Source organism: Planctomycetota bacterium (genome assembly GCA_016125255.1).
Taxonomy (GTDB): Bacteria; Planctomycetota; Phycisphaerae; order Phycisphaerales; family Zrk34; genus RI-421.
In genome coordinates, this window is sequence record WGMD01000009.1 from 311,362 (window position 1) to 331,288 (window position 19,927).

Sequence of the window (19,927 nt, forward strand, 5' to 3'; positions counted from 1 at the left end):
ACGTATAATCAGGAAGGTTGACAATCCTTCCGATTGGAGGCGTCCTCATGAAATGCTCATTGTTTTTCTGCACGCCGGTTGTGCTGGCCCTGGCCGTCGTCGGCGGATGTGATAACGACGCCAAGACCGGCGCGCTCGTCGGCAGCGCGGCGGGGGCGGGCATCGGCGCGATCGTCGGACACCAGAGCGGGCACACCGCCGAGGGCGCCCTGATCGGCGCCGGCGCGGGAGCCGGCGGGGGCTACATCATCGGCAACGAATCCGACAAGGCCAAAGCCAAGCAAAGCAATCCGTACGATCGGTGATTGCCGTGCGTTTCAGGGCGTCGCGTCCGCCGGCGCTTTTTGTTGCCAGATGCCGCGCTCATGACGTCGGGCCTGGCCTTCGAGCCGGCCGAACCATTGGGTCAGCGCGTGCGATGATGTTGCGTCGGCCCGGGCCCATCCTTCTTCGATGACCCATTCGTTGATCATCCGTCCGTCCTCCAGATACACATACGCCTGATCCGCCGCGTGCGTCGTCGCATCGTGCGACACGCGGACGCGCTGATCGGCCAGCTCGCGGCGGAGTCGGTCGAGCGTGGCGGGGGCCCGCAGTGTGACGGAGTCGACGCCGAGCAGATGAATGTGATGTTCCTTGTCGTCCCCGTGCGGGGAGGCGCAAAGCAAAAAGCCGGCCGAATCATCGATGGATTCAATGCGCAGCAGAGCGTGCTCGCGTGTGATCTGCGAAATTGACGATTGAAGGGTGCGTGTGATGAGCACGCCGGCAATCAGCAGTATGGCGATTCCGCCGGTGATCCATTGCCGTCGCCTTCGGCGGATGAGCCATTGCCCGAGCGGAATCGGCGGCTTGTCGCTCACATCTGACCCAGGCGCATCGCCCGCACCACCGCCGCGAGAATCACGACGACGATCGCCAGCGCGAGCGTGATCTTCGCCCACTTGCGCGGGCAGCCCTTGAGCACGCCGAACGCCCCCGCGAAGATCAGGCCGAAGATCACCATCGCGATGAGCACCTTCATGCCCAGAACGCCCTGCAGCGCCTTGTTGGACGCGCGGTAGATTTCGACATTGCGATACCACTGCCACGCGCCCGTGAGGATCAATAGCGCAATCGCCGGGTGCGCGATGCGCATGAAGCGCTTGCGGGCGAGGGCGATGATCGACTGCTTGAGCGAATCGTCGAGGAGCTTCATCGCCGGCAGCATCGCTGCGAGCATGAACAGCGTGCCGCCGATGAGCGCCGCCATCGAAAGCAGATGAAGGAACCGGGCGGCCAGATCGACGTAGACCATGATCGAACCCCTTGAGACTTCGGATGCACAAACGGAAAACGAAGGACTCAGTCCGTGAGCACGACCAGATCCTCCGCGTCGAACGCCAGACGCAGCGGCGCCTCCGACCACCGCCGATCCATCGGTTTCAGTTCCTCGGTCGTCAGCACCAGCCCGTCCTCCGTTCTGAACTCGTGCTGGGCGAGATGGCCGAGGAAAACCGTCTGTACGTGACGACAGGCGATCGTGTTCGCTCCGGTTTCGCCGTTGCGGAGAATGCGGATCGACTCCGGGCGGACGCAGCAGGTGACGTTGCCGCCCGCGGGGGCGTTATCGGGGAAGACGGCCGACTTGAGCGTGCCCGCCGCGCTGTCGAGCTTCAACTGCCCATTGTCACGACCGGCGACGACCGCCGGAATGAAATTCGCCTTGCCGAGGAAGTCGGCGACGAATCGGCTCCGAGGCCGGGCGTAGACCTCCATCGGCGTGCCGACCTGCGCAATCCTGCCGTCGCGCAGCACCGCGATGCGGTCGGCGATGCTCAGCGCTTCCTCCTGATCGTGCGTGACGTACACGCTGGTGATTTTCGTTTCGGTGCAGATGCGCCGAATCTCGCTGCGCATCTCCAGCCGCAGCTTCGCATCGAGGTTCGACAAGGGCTCGTCCAGCAAAAGCACATCGGGATTGACCACCAGCGCCCGCGCCAGCGCCACGCGCTGCTGCTGCCCGCCGGACATCTGCATCGGCCGCCGGTCCGCGAACTGGCTCATGCGCGTCACGCGCAGCGCCTCCGTGACACGCCGCGCCTTCTCGTCCGGCGCGACCTTGCGCACTTCCAGCCCGAACGCCACATTCTGCCACACCGTCATGTGCGGCCAGAGCGCATAACCCTGAAACACCAGCGCCGTGTTACGCTTGCTCGTCGGCAGATGGGTCACATCGCGGTCGCCGAACAGAATCGTGCCCGACGACGGATCAATCAGCCCCGCGATCTGGCGCATCAGCGTCGTCTTCCCGCAGCCGGACGGGCCGAGCAGAAAAAACAATTCGCCCGGCTCGATGCGGAGGTTGACGTTGTCCACCGCCATCGTGCCCGCGAAACGCTTGGTCAGATTCGTCAGCGTGATGCCTACCATAAGCATACCAGCATACCTTGACCGCCCCCCATGTCACAACCGCCTGCCGCCGATACAATGACCCATCGATGGATCGCTTCGCCTCCGAGCACGACGCCCACGCCGCTGAGCAGCACATCGCCCGGCTCCGCCACTGGCGCCACCGCCCCGAGCGCGACCTGTCACTGAGCTTCATCAATGAATACGTGCAGAAGCAGATCGCCAAGCCCGCCGCCCAGCTCGGCGACCTCGGTTCGCTGTGGGTCGAGCTTGTGCCCGTGCATCTTCTGCCGCGCACGCAGCTCGCGAAATTCACACGCGGCGTCCTCCACGTGACCGTCCCCGACGCCGCCACCAACTATGAACTCGACCGCCTCCTCCGCTCCGGCCTCGAACTGACGCTCAAACAGAAATGCAAAACCACCCTCCGCAAAATCCGCGTGAGCGTCGGCGCGGTGGATGCATAATTAAGGCAAACACACCTGCCCGTCGTGTCCCGCAGCGAGATCGTGCGTGGTCTTTCAATGACCATTGACAAATGCCTAATGCCTAATGACAAATTGAATTGGCCATTAGGCATTAGGCATTATGCATTTGTCATTGGTCATATCGGACTGACACGATCGAACCGCGCCATGGTGAATGGATCGTTCATTTCACCAACGGATGCCGCTTCTCCAAGAGACTCCGCACGAGCATCAGGCCGGCGAAGGAGCAGGTCATAAGGATGACGGCGAGGGCGATGGCTTGTTTGAGGTCGGTTTCGAAGCCGAGGTAGACGGCGATGGGCATGGTGCGTGATCGGCCGGGGAAGTTGCCGGCGAAGATGATCGTCGCGCCGAACTCGCCCAGGGCGCGGGCCCAGCAGAGCGTCGCGCCGCCGAGGATGCCACGCCATGCCAGCGGCAGCGTCACGCGCCAGAACACGCGCGTGCCCGACGCCCCGAGATTCCTGGCCGAGTCTTCGAGCGTCGCATCCACTTCCGAAAGACTGACCATCGCCGCCTTGATGTAGAAGGGCGAAGCGACAAACGCCTGCGCCATGATGACCGCGGCCGTGGTGAACGCCACTTCGATGCCGAGCTTGTCGAGCCATGGTCCGAGAAGCCCGAAGCGTCCGAACGCCAGCAGCAGGGCGAGTCCCGCCACCGTCGGCGGCAGCACGATGGGCATCTCCATCAGCACTTCGAGCACGCGGCGCCCCGCAAACTGCCGTCGGGTCATGACCAGCGCCAGCGGCGTCCCGAACACGACCGCCAGCAGCGTCGCCGCAGTGCTCGTGGTCAGACTCAGCGTGATGATCGTCAGCGTGTCCGAGTCGGACAGGTAATGATGCAGAAGATGCACCGGCGCCCGCGCGATCAGCGCGGCCAGCGGAATCAGCAATAGCGCCAACAGCGGCAGACCCAGCAGCCATGTCCACGACCCGCCGCGCCGCCTCTGATCGTTCGTCATGGACTCACCGGCGGCAGCTCGAACCCGTGCGCCGCGAGGATCGAGCGGCCCTCATCGCCGAGGATGAAGCGGATGTACAGGTCCGCCGATTTGGAAGCGCCGCGCAGCCGGGCGATCGGGTACTGAACCTTCACGTTGATCGGGTCGGGGATGGCGATGACCTGCACGTCGCGCTGTGCATCGGGCGTGACATCGGTGGCGTAAACCACGCCCGCGTCCGCTTCGCCGAGCCGCACCTTCGTCAGCACGGCCTTGACGTTCTGCTCGCGCGAGAGGACGTTCGCCTGCGCCTGCTTTTCGACCGATTCGCCGGCGGCTTTGAACATCTGCGCCGTGTATCGCCCGACGGGGACTTTGTCATCCGCCAGCGCCAGCCGCACGCCCGGCTTGGCCAGGTCCGCCACGTTCTCGATGTGCGCTTCGCTGCGCTTGGACTGCACGATGACGAGCCGATTGAGCGCGAAGACGACATCGGCGTGCTCATCGACGAGGTGCTCGTCGACGGCCTGCTCCATGTAACGCGTGTTGGCGGCGGCGAGCACGTCCGCGCGGGCGCCGAGGCGAAGCTGGGCCATGAGCTGCTGCGTGCCGGCGTAGTTGCACGTGATGTTCACCTGCGGATGCGCCTTGCGGAACGCCGACTCCAGATCCTCGAACGCCTCCGTAAGCGACGCGGCGGCGAAGATCGTCACCGTCGGCGCCGGCGCGGCGTCCTTCCGGTCGCAACCGGCCAAGGCAAGCGTGAACATCAGGATGAGCAGCCCGCGACGCATGCCCGCGATTGTATGAGTTGCCTCGCCCCATGACAAAAAAAGGCGACCAGAAGAGCTCTGGTCGCCCGGAGGGAGAAAGAGAGACGCCAAATTGAAGCGGGTCCGGTATCCGGCTTACGAGAGACTCATCACGTCGCCGGCAACCTCGTGGGCCCGCGGCAGGTCTTCAGTGACCTGTTCGATCATCTTGTCCGTCAGCTTCAGGTAGTCCGTCACTTCCGGCTCGATCTCCAGTGTCGAAACCGTCTTGTCGCACCCGAGCTTAAGCCGGGCCGCCAGAACGTCCGCCACATGGACCATCGCCGTCAGCGACCGCTGCTCGCTGGTGAGCGTCATCGGGTTGTGGTGGAAGCCCGCCACGCAGGCGAAGCTCGCCGGGAACTTCCATTTTTCGCACAGCGCCTTACCGAAGTCCTGATGATTCGCGCCGATGACTTTTTCCTCGGCGTCGAGCATCGAAAGCTTTTCTTCGCGCATCACATCGAACACTTCCAACAGCTTCGGCTGCACGGCCTGCATCTCGACCATGACGCCGATGTCGTGCATGAGCCCCGACAAAAACGCCTCGTCGAGCACGTTGACCTTCAGACGTTCGACGAGCAGCTTCACGCCCGCCGCCACGCCGATCGAATGCGTCCAGAGATCCTTCGCCGAGAAGTCGGCGCACAGCCGCCCGCCGCGGAAGAGCTTGGCGAGACTGGCGGCGATGGCGATGTTCTTGACGGCGTTGAGGCCCAGCAGGACGATCGCGCGATTGATCGAGCCGATCTGTCCCGGCAGGCCGTAGAATGCGGAGTTCACCACTTTGAGCACGCGGGCGCAGAGGGCCGGATCGTTGGCGATGATCTTATGAAGATCCTCCGCCGACGCATCGGGGTCCTCGACGGTTTCAATGATCTTGACTGTGATCTCCGGCAGCGTGGCGATCTGAGAAACCTCCGCCATGACGGCGTTGATCGCCTGCTGTTTTCCCGAAGCCAGGGCCGTCGACGTTGAAGTCTGCGACATGCCTTTTCTCCTCGTCTGCAATCACTCGTACCACTCCATTCATCGTCGGCCCCTTGCACGGACTTAACCGTGCGGGGAAAATAATGTCTTCACCGCCCGTCGACGCGTCATTATCGGACACCGCACCGCGCACCGTCCGTCCCTTTTCGCAGGGAGCATCATGCAGCGCATCGCACCCGCCGCCGTTTTTCTCGCATGTTTCCACCTGCTTTTCGCATCCCCGTTGATGGGTCAGACCAAGCAGCCGAACCTGCTGATCATCTTCCCCGATCAGTGGCGCGGGCAGGCATTGGGCGAAGTCGGACGCGAGCCCGTCAAGACGCCGAACCTCGACAAGCTCGCCGCGCAGTCGATCGTGTTCACTGAAGCCGTGTCCAACTGGCCCGTGTGCAGCCCGTACCGCGCGATGCTCATGAGCGGACAGTACCCGCCGGCCAACGGCGTCGTAAGTAACTGCAACACGCAGACCGCATCGATCCATTGTCAGCTCAAGACTGAGACGCGCTGCTGGTCGGACGTGCTGCATGATCACGGCTACCGGCTCGGCTACGTCGGCAAGTGGCATCTCGAAACGCCGCACGAACCGTACATCGACTGCGCCAACAATCGCGGAAGCATGAAGTGGAACGAATGGACCCCGCCGAATCGGCGGCACGGGTTCGACTTCTGGTACGCGTACAACACGTATGACTATCACTTGAAGCCGCTGTACTGGTCGACCGATGCGCCGCGCGACGGGTTCAAGTACGTCGACGCATGGAGCCCGACGCACGAAGCGGACATGGCCATCCGTTACATCCGCAATGAAGGCGGATCGTATCGTCAGGCCGATGCGCCGTTCGCGCTGGTCGTGGCGATGAATCCGCCGCATATGCCCTACGATCAGGTGCCGGACCAGTACAAAAAGCTCTACGCCGATGTGCCGATCGAAGACCTCGTCAAGCAGCCGGACATTCCGCCCGCCGGCACGGAGTGGGGCGACTACTACCGCAAGAACATCCGCAACTACTACGCCATGATGAGCGGCGTCGACGAGCAGATCGGACGCATCCTCGCCGCGCTCGATGACGCCGGCCTCAGCGAGAACACCATCGTGATGTTCAGCTCCGATCACGGCAATTGTCTGGGCATTCACGACGAAATCGCCAAGTCCAACCGCTTCGAGGAAGCCATGCGGATTCCGCTGTTCATCCGCTGGACCGGCACGCTTTCGCCGCGCCATGACGATCTGCTCATCTCCGTGCCGGATTTCTATCCGACGCTGCTGTCGCTGATGGGCCTGCGCGATGCGATTCCCGACGCCGTGCAGGGCGTTGATCGTTCGACGATTCTCAAGACGGGGCGGGGCGATCGACCGGCGGCACAGCTCTACTTCCGCATGACCTATCAGAACCTCGCCCGCGGCGAGCGCGGCGTCCGCACGCACCAGTACAAACTCGTCATCGATCACCCCCTCAAAGACGGCGAGGCGACGACCTGTCTCTATGACCTCAAGGCCGACCCCTACGAACTGAAAAACCTCGCCGCGGAAAACCCGCAAATCGTCCAGCAGATGACCGACCAACTGCTCATGCCCGAACTGAAGCGCATCGGCGACCCGTGGGCGACGGACAAGCCGTGAGATTCATTTGAGCCGCCGCAGGATTTCGATCATCCGTCGGCTCGCCGTGCCGCGGTGGCTGATGGCGTTCTTCTGATCGGGGGACAACTCGGCCGTGGTGCAGCCCTTTTCGTCAACGAAGAAATGCGGGTCATATCCGAACCCGTTGCCGCCGCGCGGCTCGAGCACGATCCGGCCTTCGATCGCGCCCTGTGCGATGGCCCATGTCTTGTCCGCATCGCACAGCGCCATCACGCAGACGAACCGGGCCGTGCGATCCTTCTCCGGCACGTCGCGCAGTTGTGCGACCATTTTCGCATTGTTCGCCGGGTCCACCACGCTGCGCGGCCCGCTGACCCCCGCATACCGCGCGCTCCGCACGCCCGGCTCGCCGCCCAGCGCATCGACGCATAGCCCGCTGTCGTCCGCCAGAATCAGCCGCCCGCTCAGCTTCGCATAGTAACGCGCCTTGATCAGCGCGTTATCCGTGAACGTGCGCCCGTCTTCGATCGGCTCGGGCACGTCGAGGTTCAACGCATCGAGCCCGACGACGTCGATCCCCGCCGGCGCGAACACGGCCGCGACCTCCTCGATCTTGTGCGGATTGCTGGTGGCGAAAACAATCGATTGCGATACACTCATGGGCCGAAGTGTACACAGGGATCGGTTCGCGGTTCAACTTCCCGTCGGAGGCAAGCATGTCGCAAGACGCCGCCAGCGCATCATCGAGCGGTCGGCCGCTGCGCGTGGCCATCGTCGGTTCCGGCCCCAGCGGGTTCTACGCCGCCGAGGCGCTGTTCAAACATGAATCGACGGTTCACGTCCACATGTTCGAGCGCTTCCCGACGCCCTTCGGCCTCGTCCGCTTCGGCGTCGCGCCCGACCACGGCAAAATCCGCAACGTCATCCACACCTACGAAAAAACCGCCGCGCACGAGCACTTTCAGTTCTGGGGCAATGTCACCATCGGCCGCGACCTGAGCATCGCCGAACTTCAACAGCACTTTGACGCCGTCGTGCTCGCCTACGGCGCCGAGACGGACCGCTCGCTCGACATCCCCGGCGAGAACCTCGCCCGCAGCTACACGGCGACGGCCTTCTGCGCCTGGTACAACGGGCATCCGGATTATCGCGATGTGCACTTTGATCTGAGTCACGAAACGGTCGCGGTCATCGGGCAGGGCAATGTGGCGATGGACGTGGCGCGCGTGCTGGGCAAGTCCGCCGATCAACTGCGCGACACGGACATGGCCGATCACGCCATCGAAGCGCTGTCGCGCAGCAAGGTCAGGGAGATTTACGTCATCGGCCGGCGCGGACCGGCGCAGGCGGCGTTCACCCCCAAAGAGATTCACGAACTGGGCGACATCCCCGGTTGCGACATCATCGTCGACCCCGAAGACCTGAAGCTCAACGCCGCGTCGCAACAGGAACTGACGCTGCCGGATCATCACGCCGCCGAGCGCAACATGGCGACGCTCGAGGAATTCGCCAGGCGCGATGTGAAGGGTCAGCCGCGCCGCATCATTCTCCGGTTTTTCCAGAGCCCCGTCGAAATCCGCGGCAATGCCGGCGGCGTGACGTCCATCGTGCTCGAAGCCAACGAGCTGTCCGGCGAAGCGGGCGCTCAGAAGGCGCGCGGCACGGGCAGGATGCAGGAGCTTGCGTGCGGCGTGGTGTTCCGGAGCGTGGGCTATCGCGGCGTCGCCATGCCGGGCGCGCCCTTCGACGAACGCCGCGCGGTGGTGCCCAATGAGCATGGCCGCGTCGAAGTCGGCCTGTATGTCGTCGGCTGGATCAAGCGCGGACCGTCTGGACTCATCGGCACCAACAAGAAGGACAGCGAAGACACCATCGAGCGCCTGCTAGAAGATGCGCCCAAACTTTCGCGCGCGACGGCGGACGAGGCGTCGCTGCGGGCGCTGCTCGAACAGCGCGGCGTGCGTATCGTGACGTTCCCCGAGTGGCAAACGATCGACGCGGCGGAGATCGAACGCGGCGCTTCGCAGGGCAAACCCCGCGAAAAATTCACGCGTGTGCAGGAAATGATCCACCTTCTCGACGGGCTTTGAGTTTTCAACGGGTGGGTGGAATAGCATGTCCTCCATGCTCCTAACGGAACCGTACAACGCGACGATCGTGGACTGGCGGGAGGTGACGTCGGCGGTGGCGGTGTTTGCGGTCCGATCGGATGCGGGGCAGTTCGCGGCGTTCGAGCCGGGGCAGTATGCGACGCTGGGCTTGCCGCGGGATCATCCGCCGGTGGAAGAGCCGGATGAATACCCGCCGGGCGATCCGCGTTGGAAGAAGCTGTTGCGCCGGGAGTATTCGATCGCATCGAGCGCCGGCGAGCGCGACACGCTCGAATTTCTGGCGGTCAAGGTCAGCGACGGGCATCTGACGCCGCGCCTTTGGCGCGATCGGCTCGGCGGGCGGCTGTGGATCGATCCGCGCATCAAAGGCGACTTCACGCTCGCCCCCGTGCCGCGCGATCGCAACCTCATCATGCTCGCCACCGGCACGGGCATCTCGCCTTACCTTTCGATGCTGCGGACCTACGCCGGGGCGGATCGCTGGCGGCGCTTCGTGATCATCCACGGCGTGCGTCACGCCGCCGATCTGGCCTTTCACGATGAACTGACGCAACGGTCGATCGCCGATCCGCGCGTGATCTATCTGCCGATCTGCTCGCGCGAGTCGCACACATGCGAAGCGCCGCGTCACGGCCACGTCACCGACCTGCTCACGCCGGACGCATTTCACGAAGCGACCGGCTTCGCGCTCGATCCGGCCGACTGCCATGTGTTCCTGTGCGGCAACCCGGCGATGGTCGACGATGGCGAAACCCGGCTGCAAACGCTGAATTTCGTGACCCATACGAAAAAACAACCCGGGAATATCCACTTCGAGCGATATTGGTGAGAAACCTTGGGCAGGCGGCGGCGGTCTGATAGAATCGTGTCGGTTGTGCGGCGATACCGGGGCGTCGGCGGGAGGGGTGAGGCGTGGTTTTTGTGTCGCCTTTTGTGAGGGACTGATGTCCGGACTTCGAGCCATGTTTCTGTGCAGCGTACTCGCGGCGGCGGTGTCCGATGCGCCGCGAGGGGGCGAGCCGCTGACAATCCGGTTCGGCGTAATCGAGCCGCCGGTCGTCTCGCAGGTGGACATCACGATCCGCGCCGCCGTGTCCAACGAGCAGACGATTCAGCTTCCGATGGAGTGCAGCGGGCTGGCATGGGCGAACGGGTATCTGCTGTTCAGTTCGGATCGGCACGGGCATGTCGTGTTCGCGAGCAAGGTGGACTTTTCGACGATGAGCGTCTCGCCGCCGGAGCCGATGGTCGTCATCGCCAATGAGCAGAAGCTGCTGGCGGACGGCGAATCGCTGACGCTGCGGCGCGTCGGCGACAAGTGGTACGGCTATGTGATGTGCTCCATGAGCAACGACATCGACGCGCTGCCGCTGCCCAAGCGTCGCCATCTGCTTCGCTTTTCCTTCGACGACCCCACGAAGATCACGCCGCTCGGTTCGATCGTCATCGACCTGACGCCGGTGCGTGAAACATTGCGCGGCTACTTCGACCGCGCCCATGTCACGCCGTACGAAACCTTCAACGCCGACGCGCACAAGAACACCTATCGCTGGGCGAACACGGAGGGCATCGCCTTCGTGCCCGGGTCGGATCCGCCGCGGCTTCTTTGCGGGATGCGCAATCCGCTCTACGGCGGGCGCGCGATGTTCTACACGCTCGACCATGTCAACGATGCGCTCGACGTCCGCAACCCCGACCGCATCGTCGTCGCGGATATTTTCACGCTCGATTTGGGCGGGCGCGGCGTCAGCGATCTGTGCTGGGACCCGGTGACGCGCGGGTATCTGATCACGGCGGCGCTGTCCAACGGCCCGAAGCTCGACAACGATCGCCCGTTCCCGCCCGATTCGCTCGACAGCGCGCTGTTCTGGTGGTCGGGCGTCAAGGCGGAGACGCCGGTGCTCATCGCGCGCGTGCCGGACATGAAGATCGAGGCAATCACGCGCATCGCCGACGGGCCGTACATCGCCATCGCGTCCGATGAAGGCGACGTGAGCGAAGGCCGGTCGGAGCGGCAGAGCGTTCTGACGATTATGGAATTCACGGGATTCAAGCGGTAAAAGCCCCATGGACGGCAACGAACCGACACAGCAGCTTCAGGGCATCGACGACGACGCGGCGTTCGAGGCGTCGCTGTTGACCGACTCGATGCCGCTCGACGCCGCGGCGCTGACATCGCCGCTGCCGGTGACCGCGCCTCATCCGGCTCCGCCGCCGGAGCAGCCGAGTTGGGTCGGCAAGCGGCTGGGGCGCTTCAAGCTGCTGCGCCTGCTGGGCGAGGGATCGATGGGCCGCGTCATTGAGGCGATGGATGTGAACCTGCGGCGGATCGTGGCGCTGAAGGTGTTGCGCAAGCGCGTCGTCGGCGTCGATCAGCAGGCGGCGGTCGAGCAGTTCCTGCGCGAAGCGCGCGCCGCGGCGATCATCGAACATCCCAACATCGTGCGCATCTTCGAGATCAACGAGGAGCAGGGCTGGTGGTACATCGCGATGGAGATGGTCGAGGGCGGAACGCTGCGCGATCTGGTCAAGGCGAGCGAGGAGATGTCGACCGTCATGGCGTGCACGCTCATCGGCGACGCGGCGACGGCGCTGGCGGTCGCGCACAAGCGCGGGATCATCCATCGCGACATCAAGCCCAACAACCTGCTCGTCAGCCGCGACGGGCGATGCAAGGTCTCGGACTTCGGGCTTGTCCGCGTCGATGATCCCAATGATCCGTTCGACTTCACCGACATGTCGGTGGGGACGCCCAAGTACATGGCCCCCGAGGTGATCCGCCGGCAGGCGCAGACCCCGGCGATCGATATTTACAGTCTGGGCGCGACGCTGTATTTCGCACTGACCGGTGAAGCGCCGTACACCGGCAAGACGATGAAGGAGATCATCGAGCAGCACCTTCATGCCCCGCCGCCGGATGTCAGACGCACGCGCCCCGACATTCCCGAGCCGCTGTCGCGCCTCGTGCGGCACATGATGGCCAAGAATCCGCAGGATCGACCCACCGCCCGCGAGGTCGCCTCGATCCTCTGCGCCGAGCAGGTCGAGCTGCGTCCCGACGCCTCGTCGGGCAGCACGCTGCTGCGGCGCGAGCTGGGCATGGACGATTCGGTCGTCACGCGCGTGTTTCATCATGTGGAGCGCCGTCCGGGCGCCTGGCTGGGCGCGGCGGCGGGGGTGGTGACGGCGATCGTGCTGATGGTGTATCTATTGACGCGCCCGGCGCACGAAGGGCCGAATTTCCCGATTGCTTTCACCGATGCGCCCGCCAGCTACGGTCCGCGCGTCGCCGCCGAAGCGCCGCCGACGGCGAGTTCGCCGGTCAAGGCCCCTCCGTTCAGTTGGGTCGGCAAGGTCGACCCCAAAGGCGCGCCGTTCGTCAGCTCGATCTCCGCCATCCACTACTGGCCCATCGACGATCCGGCCGCGCGGCTCATCCGGGCAGATCAGGTCGTGTTCTACGCAACGGCGTCCGCCGCGGAGTTTGCCGGCAAGCATGCCGCGCCGTGATGCGGCTCACTTGGCGCTCGCTTTGAACGTCGTCATCTGACCCTGCAACGGGTAGATCCGCGCAGCCATCGCAAGTGCGTTCGCCTCCGCGTCAAAGTCGAAGGTCATATCGATCCGGTAAGGTGTCGTCGTGATCCACGCGCGCGCGACAAGCTGGTCGGGCTTCGCCCAGGCCGCGCTGGCGGCGACGGTCTGCGGCCCGGTCGAGGCGGCGGCGGGAATGCCCAACTGATAAAACGACACCGTCTGCTTCTCCCACTTGCCGTACCCGACATCGAAGCGCTCTTGGCCATGTTCGGTGTCGAGCACGATCCGCCGCGTGTCGCCGTCGAAGGCGAACGTCACGGACTTAAGCCCCGCCTTGTTGGCGTCGAATATGTAGGTATTTCCCGTGATTTTCGCAATATGGGGCGAGTTCGCCTCGCCCGACACGGGAGCGTGATGGAGCGACGCGAGCTTCTTTGAAAGCGCTTCGGCGGCGGCGTCATCGGCGGGCAGGGGAGCATCGTGCATGGCCGGCAGCAGATGATCCCAGACGAGGTTGAGCGTGCGCTGCATGTCGCCCTGGCCGCCGTTGATGGCGAGCACGGCGTCAAGGTCGGGCATGACGATGCAATACTGTCCGAACGCGCCATCGCCTCGGTAGCAGTTGTGACGGCAGCGCCAGAATTGGAAGCCGTAGCCCTGGTTCCAGTCGCTATTGGGGTTCGTACCGTTGGGCGTCTGCGGGGCGGAAGCGAGACTGATCCATGATTCGGACAGCAGTCGCTTGCCGTCCCACATGCCGTGCTGAAGATACAGTTGTCCGAAGCGCGCGATATCCTCGGTCGTGATGCTCAGTCCCCATCCGCCGGTGTCGATCCCGCGCGGATCAGTTTCCCATGTCGGATTTGCGATGCCCAGCGGTTCAAAGAGCCGCGGCTTGAGAAAGTCGAGCACGCTCTGCCCGGTGATCTTCTCTACGATCGCCGAGAGCATGTACGTGTTGCCTGTGTTGTAGACGAAGTGCGTGCCGGGCGGGTGCTCGACGGGGAAGGACAGGTAGGTCTGCACCCAGTTGTCATTGCCGGCGAGTGTGACGCGGGCGAGCGTGTCCTTGTCGTGCCCGCTGTTCATGGTGAGCAAATCACGAATGCGCATCGCGCGGAGATTCGCATCCGGATCCTTCGGAGCGTCGTCAGGAAAGTAGGGGAGCACGGCGTTGTCGACGTCGAGCTTGCCATCATCGGAAAGGAGGCCGATCGCGGTGGAGGTGAAGCTCTTGCTCAGCGAGTAGAGCATGTGCGGCGTGGCGCGGTCATAGGGGGCCCACCAGCCGGCGGCGATCGGATGGCCATGCCGCACGAGCACGAACCCGTGCGGCGCATCGACTTCCTTCTCGAACGCTTCGACGAACGCCTGCACGCCCGCCGAGTTGACGCCCTGCGCTTCCGGCGCGGTCGGGGCGAGCAACTGACCTTGTGCGAGCGACGCGGCGAACAGCACGGCGAACAACGCAAGACGCATCTTCATGGCGGGCCTCATCGGCAGGAGGAATCGGAGCGGTTCGATTCTACAGAACCGCCGCGCCCGCACCACCGGCCGACGGGACGGCACGACTGGGCGAGATTATAAGTGATTTGCATGAATGTATTTGCGGATCACGAAATATATTTTTCGCCGCATGTACAATCGGGCGGGCCCGCTGCGATCAACAGATAGCAGGAGCACGCGCTGTCATGCCCATCGATCAGTCCACACTTATGCGGGTTCTCGTCGCCGACCGGACGCGGCTGCTGGCGTACATCTGGGCGATCGTGCGCGATGAGGATGTGGCGGAGGATGTGTATCAGGAGATGGCGATCAGTGCGGTGACGAAGGTGGGCCAGATCAATGACGAGGACCATCTGAATCGCTGGCTTCGTCAGGCAGCCCGGTATCGCTCGCTTGATGCGCTGCGTCGCCGTTCGGCCGAGCCGCTCGTGTTCGATGACGCGGTGCTCGATGCGCTGGAAGCGGACTGGGATCGGCGGACGCACGATGCGATGCGCCTCCGCTCGGCCCTGCGCGAGTGCATCGCTTCGCTTTCGCCCTATGCGCAGAAGCTTCTGACGATGCGCTATGAGCAGGATCTGACGGGCGAACATCTGGCGTCGGCGGCTTCGCGCTCGATCAATACCGTCTACACCGCACTGGCGCGGGCGCACCGGGCGCTGGCGCTGTGCGTGCGTCAGCGACTGGCGAAAGGGGGGACGTCCGATGTCTGACCCCATCGCTTTCGAGCGGCTTGCCGATCTGGCGACGCGCCATCTGGACGGACGCCTCGACGCGGCGGAGTTCGCCGAGCTGTCGAAGATGTTGCGCGAAGAGGCGGAGGCGGCGCAGTTCTTCAATGATGTGTGCCTCAATGCGCGGACGCTGATTGATCTTCACGCCCCGAGCCGCGCGGCGATTGATATCACCAGCCGCGTGATGCCGGATTCGAATGCGAAGCGGGCGTCGCGCGGCGGGCGGACGTGGATGATTTATGTCGCGGCGGCGATGATGGCGATCGTGGCCGGCGTGACGGTGCGGGTGTTTCATCAGACGGAGCCGGCGGCGGGGGGGCGCGTGCCGGGGCCTCGGGCGATGGCGCTCCTTTCAGACATGTCGGCCGATGCGCAGTTCGAGGGGAATTCGCCTTCGCTGGGCGCGGACCTTGACGCGGGGGCGATTCATCTGGTGCGCGGGACGACGCAGCTTGCGTTCGGTTCCGGGGCGGTGGTGGACTTGAAGGCGCCGTGCGTGTTCGAGATGACCGGCCGCAATGCCGGTCGGCTCACGCGCGGGGGGCTCGAGGCGTATGTGCGTCCCGAAGCGCACGGGTTCGCCGTCGAGATGCCCGGCGGGGCGAAGGTCGTCGACCTGGGCACGCGCTTTTCCGCGCACGTCGAGGACGACCGCATGCGGCGGGTCGTCGTGGAGGAAGGTCGCGTGATGCTGCTGCTGGCGGGCGAGCATGCGGCGGAGCGGAAATGGACGCTCGTCGCCGGTCAGACGGCCGCGATCGATGCGGGCGAAGCGGTGACGGTCGAAAATGCGCAGGACGGGCGCTTCTGGCTCGCGGCGTTCGACTTCAAGGCCGGCGGCAAAGGCGTCGCCGCGCAGCCGTACTTCGAAGCGGTGGATGCACGCGGCATAAACGGCCTGGTCACGCAGCGCGGCATCACGCTGCATTACACGGTCAACATGCCCACCTCGCCGTCGATGGCGCGCGATCGCGGTCCGGGCGGGTCGGTGGCCCACGATCCGTTCGCCCCGGCGCTGCGCGACTTCATCTTCGCCGACGATCTTCGGCACACGACGCTGAGCGTCGAACTGTCGGGCCTGAGCCCGGACACCGAGTATCGACTTCGCTGGTATCACTACGACAACGCCTCGGAATACCGCAACGTCGTCGAGGCGCGTGCGGCGGTGTATCGCGATTCGGTCGAGCCGGACCATCTGCTCTTCGCCTCGCCGACCTGCTCGGCGTCGACCGACCCGGCTGTGACCGGACACACGGACTTTACGGTCCGCTCCGACGCCGCGGGGAGGATCACGCTGGTCACCGGCCCGCATCCGCTCGGGCGTGCGATCGCATTGCTCAATGCCCTGGCGGTCCTCGAAGAAGTCCCATCCGCGAGGTCTACACCCGCCGACAACAAACCATCATCGCCGAGTGAAACTCGAGACCACTCGGCGACGAAACCCGTCACGGATGTTCCGTCATCGGGAAAGTGAGAATGAGTTCGGATGTTTCTGCGTGGAAAGGAATTGGTCATGAAAATGGAATCGTTCTTGAAGTTGTGCATGACGGCATGCGCGATCGGCCTTGCGTCGGCCTCCGTGTCGCATGCCGCGCCGATCACGTTCAGCGAAGTGACGACGGGTCTGTCCGGCACGCTGATCTTCGCCGACGTGTCGACCAACGGCACGCTGGTCAACGCCAGCACGGGCGACCAGACCGGCATCGTGGCGGGGAACTCCAATGGCGTCAGCAACTGGGGCCGCGCCGATTCGAGCATCGCCAGCACAGCCACCACCGCTGCCGGCCACACCGATGCACTCAACAGCAATGTTCTGGAGGGCATCGGTTCCGAACCGGCGCTCAAGTGGACCTTCTCCAGCGGCAGCGGCGACGGCACCAATGGCGCCGGCTCCTTGCTGGCGAACACGACCTACAACATCTACTTCGAGTTCCACACGCACACGTCCGCGTCGCAGAACTGGGGCATCGAAGCCGCCAACAACGCTTCGTTCACCGGCTTCGACCAGTATGACAACAACGACGGCACGCTGATCACCACGGCCGGAACGCACACCACCGACTGGCGCCGCGCCCTGGCGAGCTTCACCGTTACGACCGACGGCAGCGGCAACGCCACGCTCTACATCCGCCGCCCCACGAGCGGCACGCACCTGCGCAGCTATCTCGACGGCGTGGTGCTCCAGCAGGTGATCGCGGTGCCGACGCCGGCCGCGCTGCCCGCCGGTCTGGGGTTGGTCGGCCTGATGCTCGCGCGTCGGCCGCGCCATGGGACCAAGGGTTGAACGACTATGAGCAGAGTGTCCGGCCGAAAAAAAACTCTGGCGGGTTTGGGTTCGAAGGTCGAACCGGGCCGGGCAATGCCCATGCGTTCGATCGATGAAAGTCGATCGAACGCCTTTGGAGATGTGCGGGTCACGCGCCGCTCGTTGAGCGGCGGCGATCGAGGATATCCCTTGCGTCAGCGTGGATTCACATTGATCGAGCTGTTGGTGGTGACGAGCATCATCGCGCTGCTGGTGGCGATCCTTCTGCCGGCGATGCGGGCGGCGCGCGAGGCGGGGCGGCTCGTGGTCTGCACCACGCATCTGCATCAGCAGTACGTGGCGATGCTCGCTTATGTCGGCGACAACACCGGGGCGCTGCCGAATGTGACCTTCGTCCCCGGGGGCAATCTCAACAACCTCGCCAATGTCTACGGCGGGCGCCACGTCAGTTGGGAGAACGGGCGATTCGTCGACCTGACCGACCGACTGCTCAATCCCTACGCCGACGGAACGGACAATGACATCTGGGAATGCCCCGACGATCCGCAAGGCAAGCCGCGCGATGCGCGGGCGCTGACCGACCCGCCGGGGCTGGGCGTGTATCAGGCCGTCTGGGGCAACGCGTTCCAGTACAACATCTTCCTCGTCAAGGCCAACGTCGCGCACAGCTTCGGCAACGGAGCGTACACCCGGCTGACCTCGATCCGCTACTCCGCACGCGCGTGGGCGTTTCAGGAATGGCCCGCGTGGGATGTGATGAGCAATTACATGAATCGATGGGCGTATGTCGGCGTGGGCAACGATCGCTGGTCGTTCCACGATCCGGAGGGCCGGCCCGGCAATACGCAGACGACGCGCAGCAACACGTGTTTCGTCGATGGCCACGTGTACTGGACGCCGTATCAGATCGGCAAGTGGGACAGCGACGAATACACCTCGCGGGATATTCCGTAAGGCGCATCATCGCACTCAAAGAAGAAGCCCACGGCGTGAGGCCGTGGGCTTCGGGGGTATCGATGATGGGACTGCGACTTACTCGGCGGCGGGGGCGCTGTCGGCGGAGCCGGGGGTTTCGATCCCGTGCTTGAGGCCACGGCGTTTGTCGCGGAGTCGGCGGGACTTGCCGACACGGTCGCGGAGGTAGAAAAGCTTGGCGCGACGGGCGTGGCCCTGGCGGACGACTTCGATTTTGGCGACGCGCGGGCTGTTGACGGGGATGATGCGTTCGACGCCTTCGTTGGCGACGATGCGGCGGACGGTGATGACCTTGGTGATCCCGTGCCCCTTCATGGCGATGACGACGCCGCTGAAGATCTGGATGCGTTCCTTGTCGCCTTCGATGATGCGCGTATGGACATCGACGGTGTCGCCGATGTTGACGCGGGGCAGGTCGGTCTTGAGCTGGGGGGCTTCGATCTGGGCAATCATGGGGTGGGTCATGGGAGTCGTCCTTCGTAATCGAGCGCGGGGCGTTGCCCCGCCGCTAAACGTTAATCGGTTTCGTCGAGCAGGTCGGGGCGGCGTTCGGTGGTCCGCTTGACGGCCTGCTGTTTTCGCCATGCCTCGATGGCGGCGTGATCGCCGCTCAGTAACACATCGGGCACTTTCCGGCCGGTCCACTCGGGCGGACGGGTGTATTGCGGTCCTTCGAGCAGCCGGTCGGCCCCGCCGCTGAACGAGTCATGGTGAGCCGAGTCTTCGTGGCCCAGCACGCCGGGGATCAGTCGCACCACAGTGTCGATGAGCACCATGGCCGGCAGTTCCCCGCCGCTGAGCACGTAGTCGCCGATGCTCAGGGGCATCGGATCAAGCTCGTCAATCACGCGCTCGTCAACACCTTCATAGTGTCCGGCAATGATCAGGAGCCTCGGTTCACGCGCCAGCTCTTCAGCCAGCGCCTGCCGCAGCGGCATGCCCTGCGGCGTCATCAGTATTCGTCTCGCCGGTGCGGGGTCCTGAGCTTCGGTCGCTCGAACCGCGTCATACACCGGCTGGCAGGCCATGACCATTCCCGGTCCGCCGCCGTAGGGTCTGTCGTCGACTTTGCCGTGCTTGTTTTGCGTATGTGCACGGATGTCGGTCAAGTGGTAGCTGACGATCTTCGCTTCGGCTGCCCGCTTGAGGATGCTCGTTCCCAACACGGGCTCGAACATTTCCGGAAACAGCGTCAACACGTCGATCCGCATGGGGATCACCCCACGCAATCAGGCGCCGGCGGTCGGAAGGGTTTGAGCGTCGACCTTCGTGCCCGACTTGGCATTGAGCCCGGCCTTGCGGAGCAGCGTAGCGACCGTGTCGCTGGGCTGAGCGCCGACGCTCAACCAATACGCCGCACGATCGAGCTTGATCACGGTCTGCTTGGCCGGGTCCTTCTCGACCGGGTTGTAGTGACCGAATTCCTCGATCACGCGCCCGTCGCGCTTCTTGCGCTCGTCCACGGCGGTCAGCCGGTAGAACGGACGGTGCGTCGAACCCAGTCGCTTCATTCGCAGCTTGACAGCCATGCGGCGGTCTCCATAAGTACAGTCAAACCCCCGCCATCGGGGAAGAATCGCAAAGTATAG

22 protein-coding genes are annotated in these 19,927 nt (G+C 64.3%); 11 read left to right on the top strand and 11 right to left on the bottom strand.

The window, feature by feature from the left end; translation table 11 throughout:
• Positions 1–47 precede the first annotated feature (47 nt).
• Complete coding sequence (locus tag GC162_10120; protein MBI1368995.1) at positions 48–305, top strand: hypothetical protein; 258 nt, start codon at positions 48–50, stop codon at positions 303–305.
• Positions 306–317: 12 nt separating this feature from the next.
• Here GC162_10120 and GC162_10125 read toward each other — a convergent pair whose 3' ends face one another.
• From GC162_10125 to GC162_10135, 3 genes are read right to left on the bottom strand one after another with little or no spacing between them, the layout of a single operon-like run.
• Positions 318–863: a hypothetical protein gene (locus GC162_10125; GenBank protein ID MBI1368996.1), complete on the bottom strand. Its 546-nt coding sequence runs from the start codon at positions 861–863 to the stop codon at positions 318–320.
• The gene (locus tag GC162_10130; protein ID MBI1368997.1) at positions 860–1,297 is read right to left on the bottom strand and encodes a hypothetical protein; all 438 of its coding nucleotides are present in this window, start codon (positions 1,295–1,297) and stop codon (positions 860–862) included. The genes GC162_10125 and GC162_10130 overlap by 4 nt, the downstream gene beginning before the upstream one ends.
• A gap of 47 nt (positions 1,298–1,344) precedes the next feature.
• Positions 1,345–2,412 carry an ATP-binding cassette domain-containing protein gene (locus tag GC162_10135; protein ID MBI1368998.1) on the bottom strand — a complete coding sequence of 356 codons (1,068 nt, stop codon included), beginning with the start codon at positions 2,410–2,412 and terminating at the stop codon, positions 1,345–1,347.
• Between the two features lie 68 nt (positions 2,413–2,480).
• Between GC162_10135 and GC162_10140 the strand changes: the two genes are divergently transcribed.
• Positions 2,481–2,858 (top strand): DUF721 domain-containing protein, encoded by a 378-nt coding sequence (locus GC162_10140; GenBank protein MBI1368999.1) that lies wholly within the window; start codon positions 2,481–2,483, stop codon positions 2,856–2,858.
• A 184-nt stretch (positions 2,859–3,042) separates the two neighbouring features.
• Here GC162_10140 and modB read toward each other — a convergent pair whose 3' ends face one another.
• The 3 genes from modB to GC162_10155 all read right to left on the bottom strand — a co-directional run bounded on the left by modB (position 3,043) and on the right by GC162_10155 (position 5,627).
• Complete coding sequence (modB, locus tag GC162_10145) at positions 3,043–3,846, bottom strand: molybdate ABC transporter permease subunit (GenBank protein ID MBI1369000.1); 804 nt, start codon at positions 3,844–3,846, stop codon at positions 3,043–3,045.
• On the bottom strand, positions 3,843–4,619 hold the full coding sequence (gene modA / locus GC162_10150) for a molybdate ABC transporter substrate-binding protein (protein MBI1369001.1): 777 nt from the start codon (positions 4,617–4,619) through the stop codon (positions 3,843–3,845). The genes modB and modA overlap by 4 nt, the downstream gene beginning before the upstream one ends.
• A 114-nt stretch (positions 4,620–4,733) precedes the next feature.
• Positions 4,734–5,627, bottom strand: a complete 894-nt coding sequence (locus GC162_10155) for an HDOD domain-containing protein (GenBank protein MBI1369002.1) — start codon at positions 5,625–5,627, stop codon at positions 4,734–4,736.
• Between the two features lie 160 nt (positions 5,628–5,787).
• Here GC162_10155 and GC162_10160 point away from each other — a divergent pair, with 160 nt between their 5' ends.
• The gene (locus GC162_10160) at positions 5,788–7,248 is read left to right on the top strand and encodes a sulfatase-like hydrolase/transferase (protein MBI1369003.1); all 1,461 of its coding nucleotides are present in this window, start codon (positions 5,788–5,790) and stop codon (positions 7,246–7,248) included.
• A 3-nt stretch (positions 7,249–7,251) separates the two neighbouring features.
• On the opposite strand, the gene rdgB is transcribed toward GC162_10160, so the two are convergent.
• Entirely contained in the window at positions 7,252–7,869 is a 618-nt protein-coding gene (gene rdgB / locus GC162_10165; GenBank protein MBI1369004.1) for an RdgB/HAM1 family non-canonical purine NTP pyrophosphatase, read from the bottom strand.
• Positions 7,870–7,925: 56 nt separating this feature from the next.
• On the opposite strand from rdgB, the gene GC162_10170 reads away from it, so the two are divergent.
• From GC162_10170 to GC162_10185, 4 genes are all read left to right on the top strand, one after another.
• Positions 7,926–9,299, top strand: coding sequence for an NADP oxidoreductase (locus GC162_10170; protein ID MBI1369005.1), 1,374 nt, complete (start codon positions 7,926–7,928; stop codon positions 9,297–9,299).
• A gap of 25 nt (positions 9,300–9,324) precedes the next feature.
• Positions 9,325–10,149 carry a hypothetical protein gene (locus tag GC162_10175; GenBank protein ID MBI1369006.1) on the top strand — a complete coding sequence of 275 codons (825 nt, stop codon included), beginning with the start codon at positions 9,325–9,327 and terminating at the stop codon, positions 10,147–10,149.
• Positions 10,150–10,264: 115 nt separating this feature from the next.
• A complete protein-coding gene (locus tag GC162_10180; GenBank protein MBI1369007.1) occupies positions 10,265–11,380 on the top strand; it encodes a hypothetical protein in 1,116 nt (371 codons plus the stop codon).
• Positions 11,381–11,387: 7 nt separating this feature from the next.
• On the top strand, positions 11,388–12,830 hold the full coding sequence (locus GC162_10185) for a protein kinase (GenBank protein ID MBI1369008.1): 1,443 nt from the start codon (positions 11,388–11,390) through the stop codon (positions 12,828–12,830).
• Between the two features lie 6 nt (positions 12,831–12,836).
• Here GC162_10185 and GC162_10190 read toward each other — a convergent pair whose 3' ends face one another.
• Positions 12,837–14,336: a serine hydrolase gene (locus GC162_10190; GenBank protein MBI1369009.1), complete on the bottom strand. Its 1,500-nt coding sequence runs from the start codon at positions 14,334–14,336 to the stop codon at positions 12,837–12,839.
• Positions 14,337–14,548: 212 nt separating this feature from the next.
• Between GC162_10190 and GC162_10195 the strand changes: the two genes are divergently transcribed.
• The 4 genes from GC162_10195 (at position 14,549) to GC162_10210 (ending at position 18,317) form a co-directional block, all read left to right on the top strand.
• Positions 14,549–15,076 (top strand): sigma-70 family RNA polymerase sigma factor, encoded by a 528-nt coding sequence (locus GC162_10195; protein MBI1369010.1) that lies wholly within the window; start codon positions 14,549–14,551, stop codon positions 15,074–15,076.
• The gene (locus tag GC162_10200) at positions 15,069–16,571 is read left to right on the top strand and encodes a hypothetical protein (GenBank protein MBI1369011.1); all 1,503 of its coding nucleotides are present in this window, start codon (positions 15,069–15,071) and stop codon (positions 16,569–16,571) included. The genes GC162_10195 and GC162_10200 overlap by 8 nt, the downstream gene beginning before the upstream one ends.
• A 39-nt stretch (positions 16,572–16,610) precedes the next feature.
• Positions 16,611–17,381: a hypothetical protein gene (locus GC162_10205; protein ID MBI1369012.1), complete on the top strand. Its 771-nt coding sequence runs from the start codon at positions 16,611–16,613 to the stop codon at positions 17,379–17,381.
• 81 nt (positions 17,382–17,462) lie between these two features.
• The gene (locus GC162_10210; protein MBI1369013.1) at positions 17,463–18,317 is read left to right on the top strand and encodes a prepilin-type N-terminal cleavage/methylation domain-containing protein; all 855 of its coding nucleotides are present in this window, start codon (positions 17,463–17,465) and stop codon (positions 18,315–18,317) included.
• A 78-nt stretch (positions 18,318–18,395) separates the two neighbouring features.
• On the opposite strand, the gene GC162_10215 is transcribed toward GC162_10210, so the two are convergent.
• From GC162_10215 to rpsP, 3 genes are read right to left on the bottom strand one after another with little or no spacing between them, the layout of a single operon-like run.
• Positions 18,396–18,803 carry a 50S ribosomal protein L19 gene (locus tag GC162_10215; GenBank protein ID MBI1369014.1) on the bottom strand — a complete coding sequence of 136 codons (408 nt, stop codon included), beginning with the start codon at positions 18,801–18,803 and terminating at the stop codon, positions 18,396–18,398.
• A 50-nt stretch (positions 18,804–18,853) separates the two neighbouring features.
• On the bottom strand, positions 18,854–19,549 hold the full coding sequence (gene trmD / locus GC162_10220; protein ID MBI1369015.1) for a tRNA (guanosine(37)-N1)-methyltransferase TrmD: 696 nt from the start codon (positions 19,547–19,549) through the stop codon (positions 18,854–18,856).
• Between the two features lie 18 nt (positions 19,550–19,567).
• The gene (gene rpsP / locus GC162_10225) at positions 19,568–19,867 is read right to left on the bottom strand and encodes a 30S ribosomal protein S16 (GenBank protein MBI1369016.1); all 300 of its coding nucleotides are present in this window, start codon (positions 19,865–19,867) and stop codon (positions 19,568–19,570) included.
• Positions 19,868–19,927: the final 60 nt, after the last annotated feature.

What these genes read in the sequence shown, in the direction of transcription:
- GC162_10120 (MBI1368995.1), top strand. Translation starts at nt 48, where the DNA reads ATGAAATGCTCATTGTTTTTCTGCACGCCGGTTGTGCTGGCCCTGGCC.
- GC162_10130 (MBI1368997.1), bottom strand. Translation starts at nt 1,297, where the DNA reads ATGGTCTACGTCGATCTGGCCGCCCGGTTCCTTCATCTGCTTTCGATG.
- GC162_10135 (MBI1368998.1), bottom strand. Translation starts at nt 2,412, where the DNA reads ATGGTAGGCATCACGCTGACGAATCTGACCAAGCGTTTCGCGGGCACG.
- GC162_10140 (MBI1368999.1), top strand. Translation starts at nt 2,481, where the DNA reads ATGGATCGCTTCGCCTCCGAGCACGACGCCCACGCCGCTGAGCAGCAC.
- modB (MBI1369000.1), bottom strand. Translation starts at nt 3,846, where the DNA reads ATGACGAACGATCAGAGGCGGCGCGGCGGGTCGTGGACATGGCTGCTG.
- modA (MBI1369001.1), bottom strand. Translation starts at nt 4,619, where the DNA reads ATGCGTCGCGGGCTGCTCATCCTGATGTTCACGCTTGCCTTGGCCGGT.
- GC162_10155 (MBI1369002.1), bottom strand. Translation starts at nt 5,627, where the DNA reads ATGTCGCAGACTTCAACGTCGACGGCCCTGGCTTCGGGAAAACAGCAG.
- GC162_10160 (MBI1369003.1), top strand. Translation starts at nt 5,788, where the DNA reads ATGCAGCGCATCGCACCCGCCGCCGTTTTTCTCGCATGTTTCCACCTG.
- rdgB (MBI1369004.1), bottom strand. Translation starts at nt 7,869, where the DNA reads ATGAGTGTATCGCAATCGATTGTTTTCGCCACCAGCAATCCGCACAAG.
- GC162_10170 (MBI1369005.1), top strand. Translation starts at nt 7,926, where the DNA reads ATGTCGCAAGACGCCGCCAGCGCATCATCGAGCGGTCGGCCGCTGCGC.
- GC162_10175 (MBI1369006.1), top strand. Translation starts at nt 9,325, where the DNA reads ATGTCCTCCATGCTCCTAACGGAACCGTACAACGCGACGATCGTGGAC.
- GC162_10180 (MBI1369007.1), top strand. Translation starts at nt 10,265, where the DNA reads ATGTCCGGACTTCGAGCCATGTTTCTGTGCAGCGTACTCGCGGCGGCG.
- GC162_10185 (MBI1369008.1), top strand. Translation starts at nt 11,388, where the DNA reads ATGGACGGCAACGAACCGACACAGCAGCTTCAGGGCATCGACGACGAC.
- GC162_10190 (MBI1369009.1), bottom strand. Translation starts at nt 14,336, where the DNA reads ATGCGTCTTGCGTTGTTCGCCGTGCTGTTCGCCGCGTCGCTCGCACAA.
- GC162_10195 (MBI1369010.1), top strand. Translation starts at nt 14,549, where the DNA reads ATGCCCATCGATCAGTCCACACTTATGCGGGTTCTCGTCGCCGACCGG.
- GC162_10200 (MBI1369011.1), top strand. Translation starts at nt 15,069, where the DNA reads ATGTCTGACCCCATCGCTTTCGAGCGGCTTGCCGATCTGGCGACGCGC.
- GC162_10205 (MBI1369012.1), top strand. Translation starts at nt 16,611, where the DNA reads ATGAAAATGGAATCGTTCTTGAAGTTGTGCATGACGGCATGCGCGATC.
- GC162_10210 (MBI1369013.1), top strand. Translation starts at nt 17,463, where the DNA reads ATGCGTTCGATCGATGAAAGTCGATCGAACGCCTTTGGAGATGTGCGG.
- GC162_10215 (MBI1369014.1), bottom strand. Translation starts at nt 18,803, where the DNA reads ATGACCCACCCCATGATTGCCCAGATCGAAGCCCCCCAGCTCAAGACC.
- trmD (MBI1369015.1), bottom strand. Translation starts at nt 19,549, where the DNA reads ATGCGGATCGACGTGTTGACGCTGTTTCCGGAAATGTTCGAGCCCGTG.
- rpsP (MBI1369016.1), bottom strand. Translation starts at nt 19,867, where the DNA reads ATGGCTGTCAAGCTGCGAATGAAGCGACTGGGTTCGACGCACCGTCCG.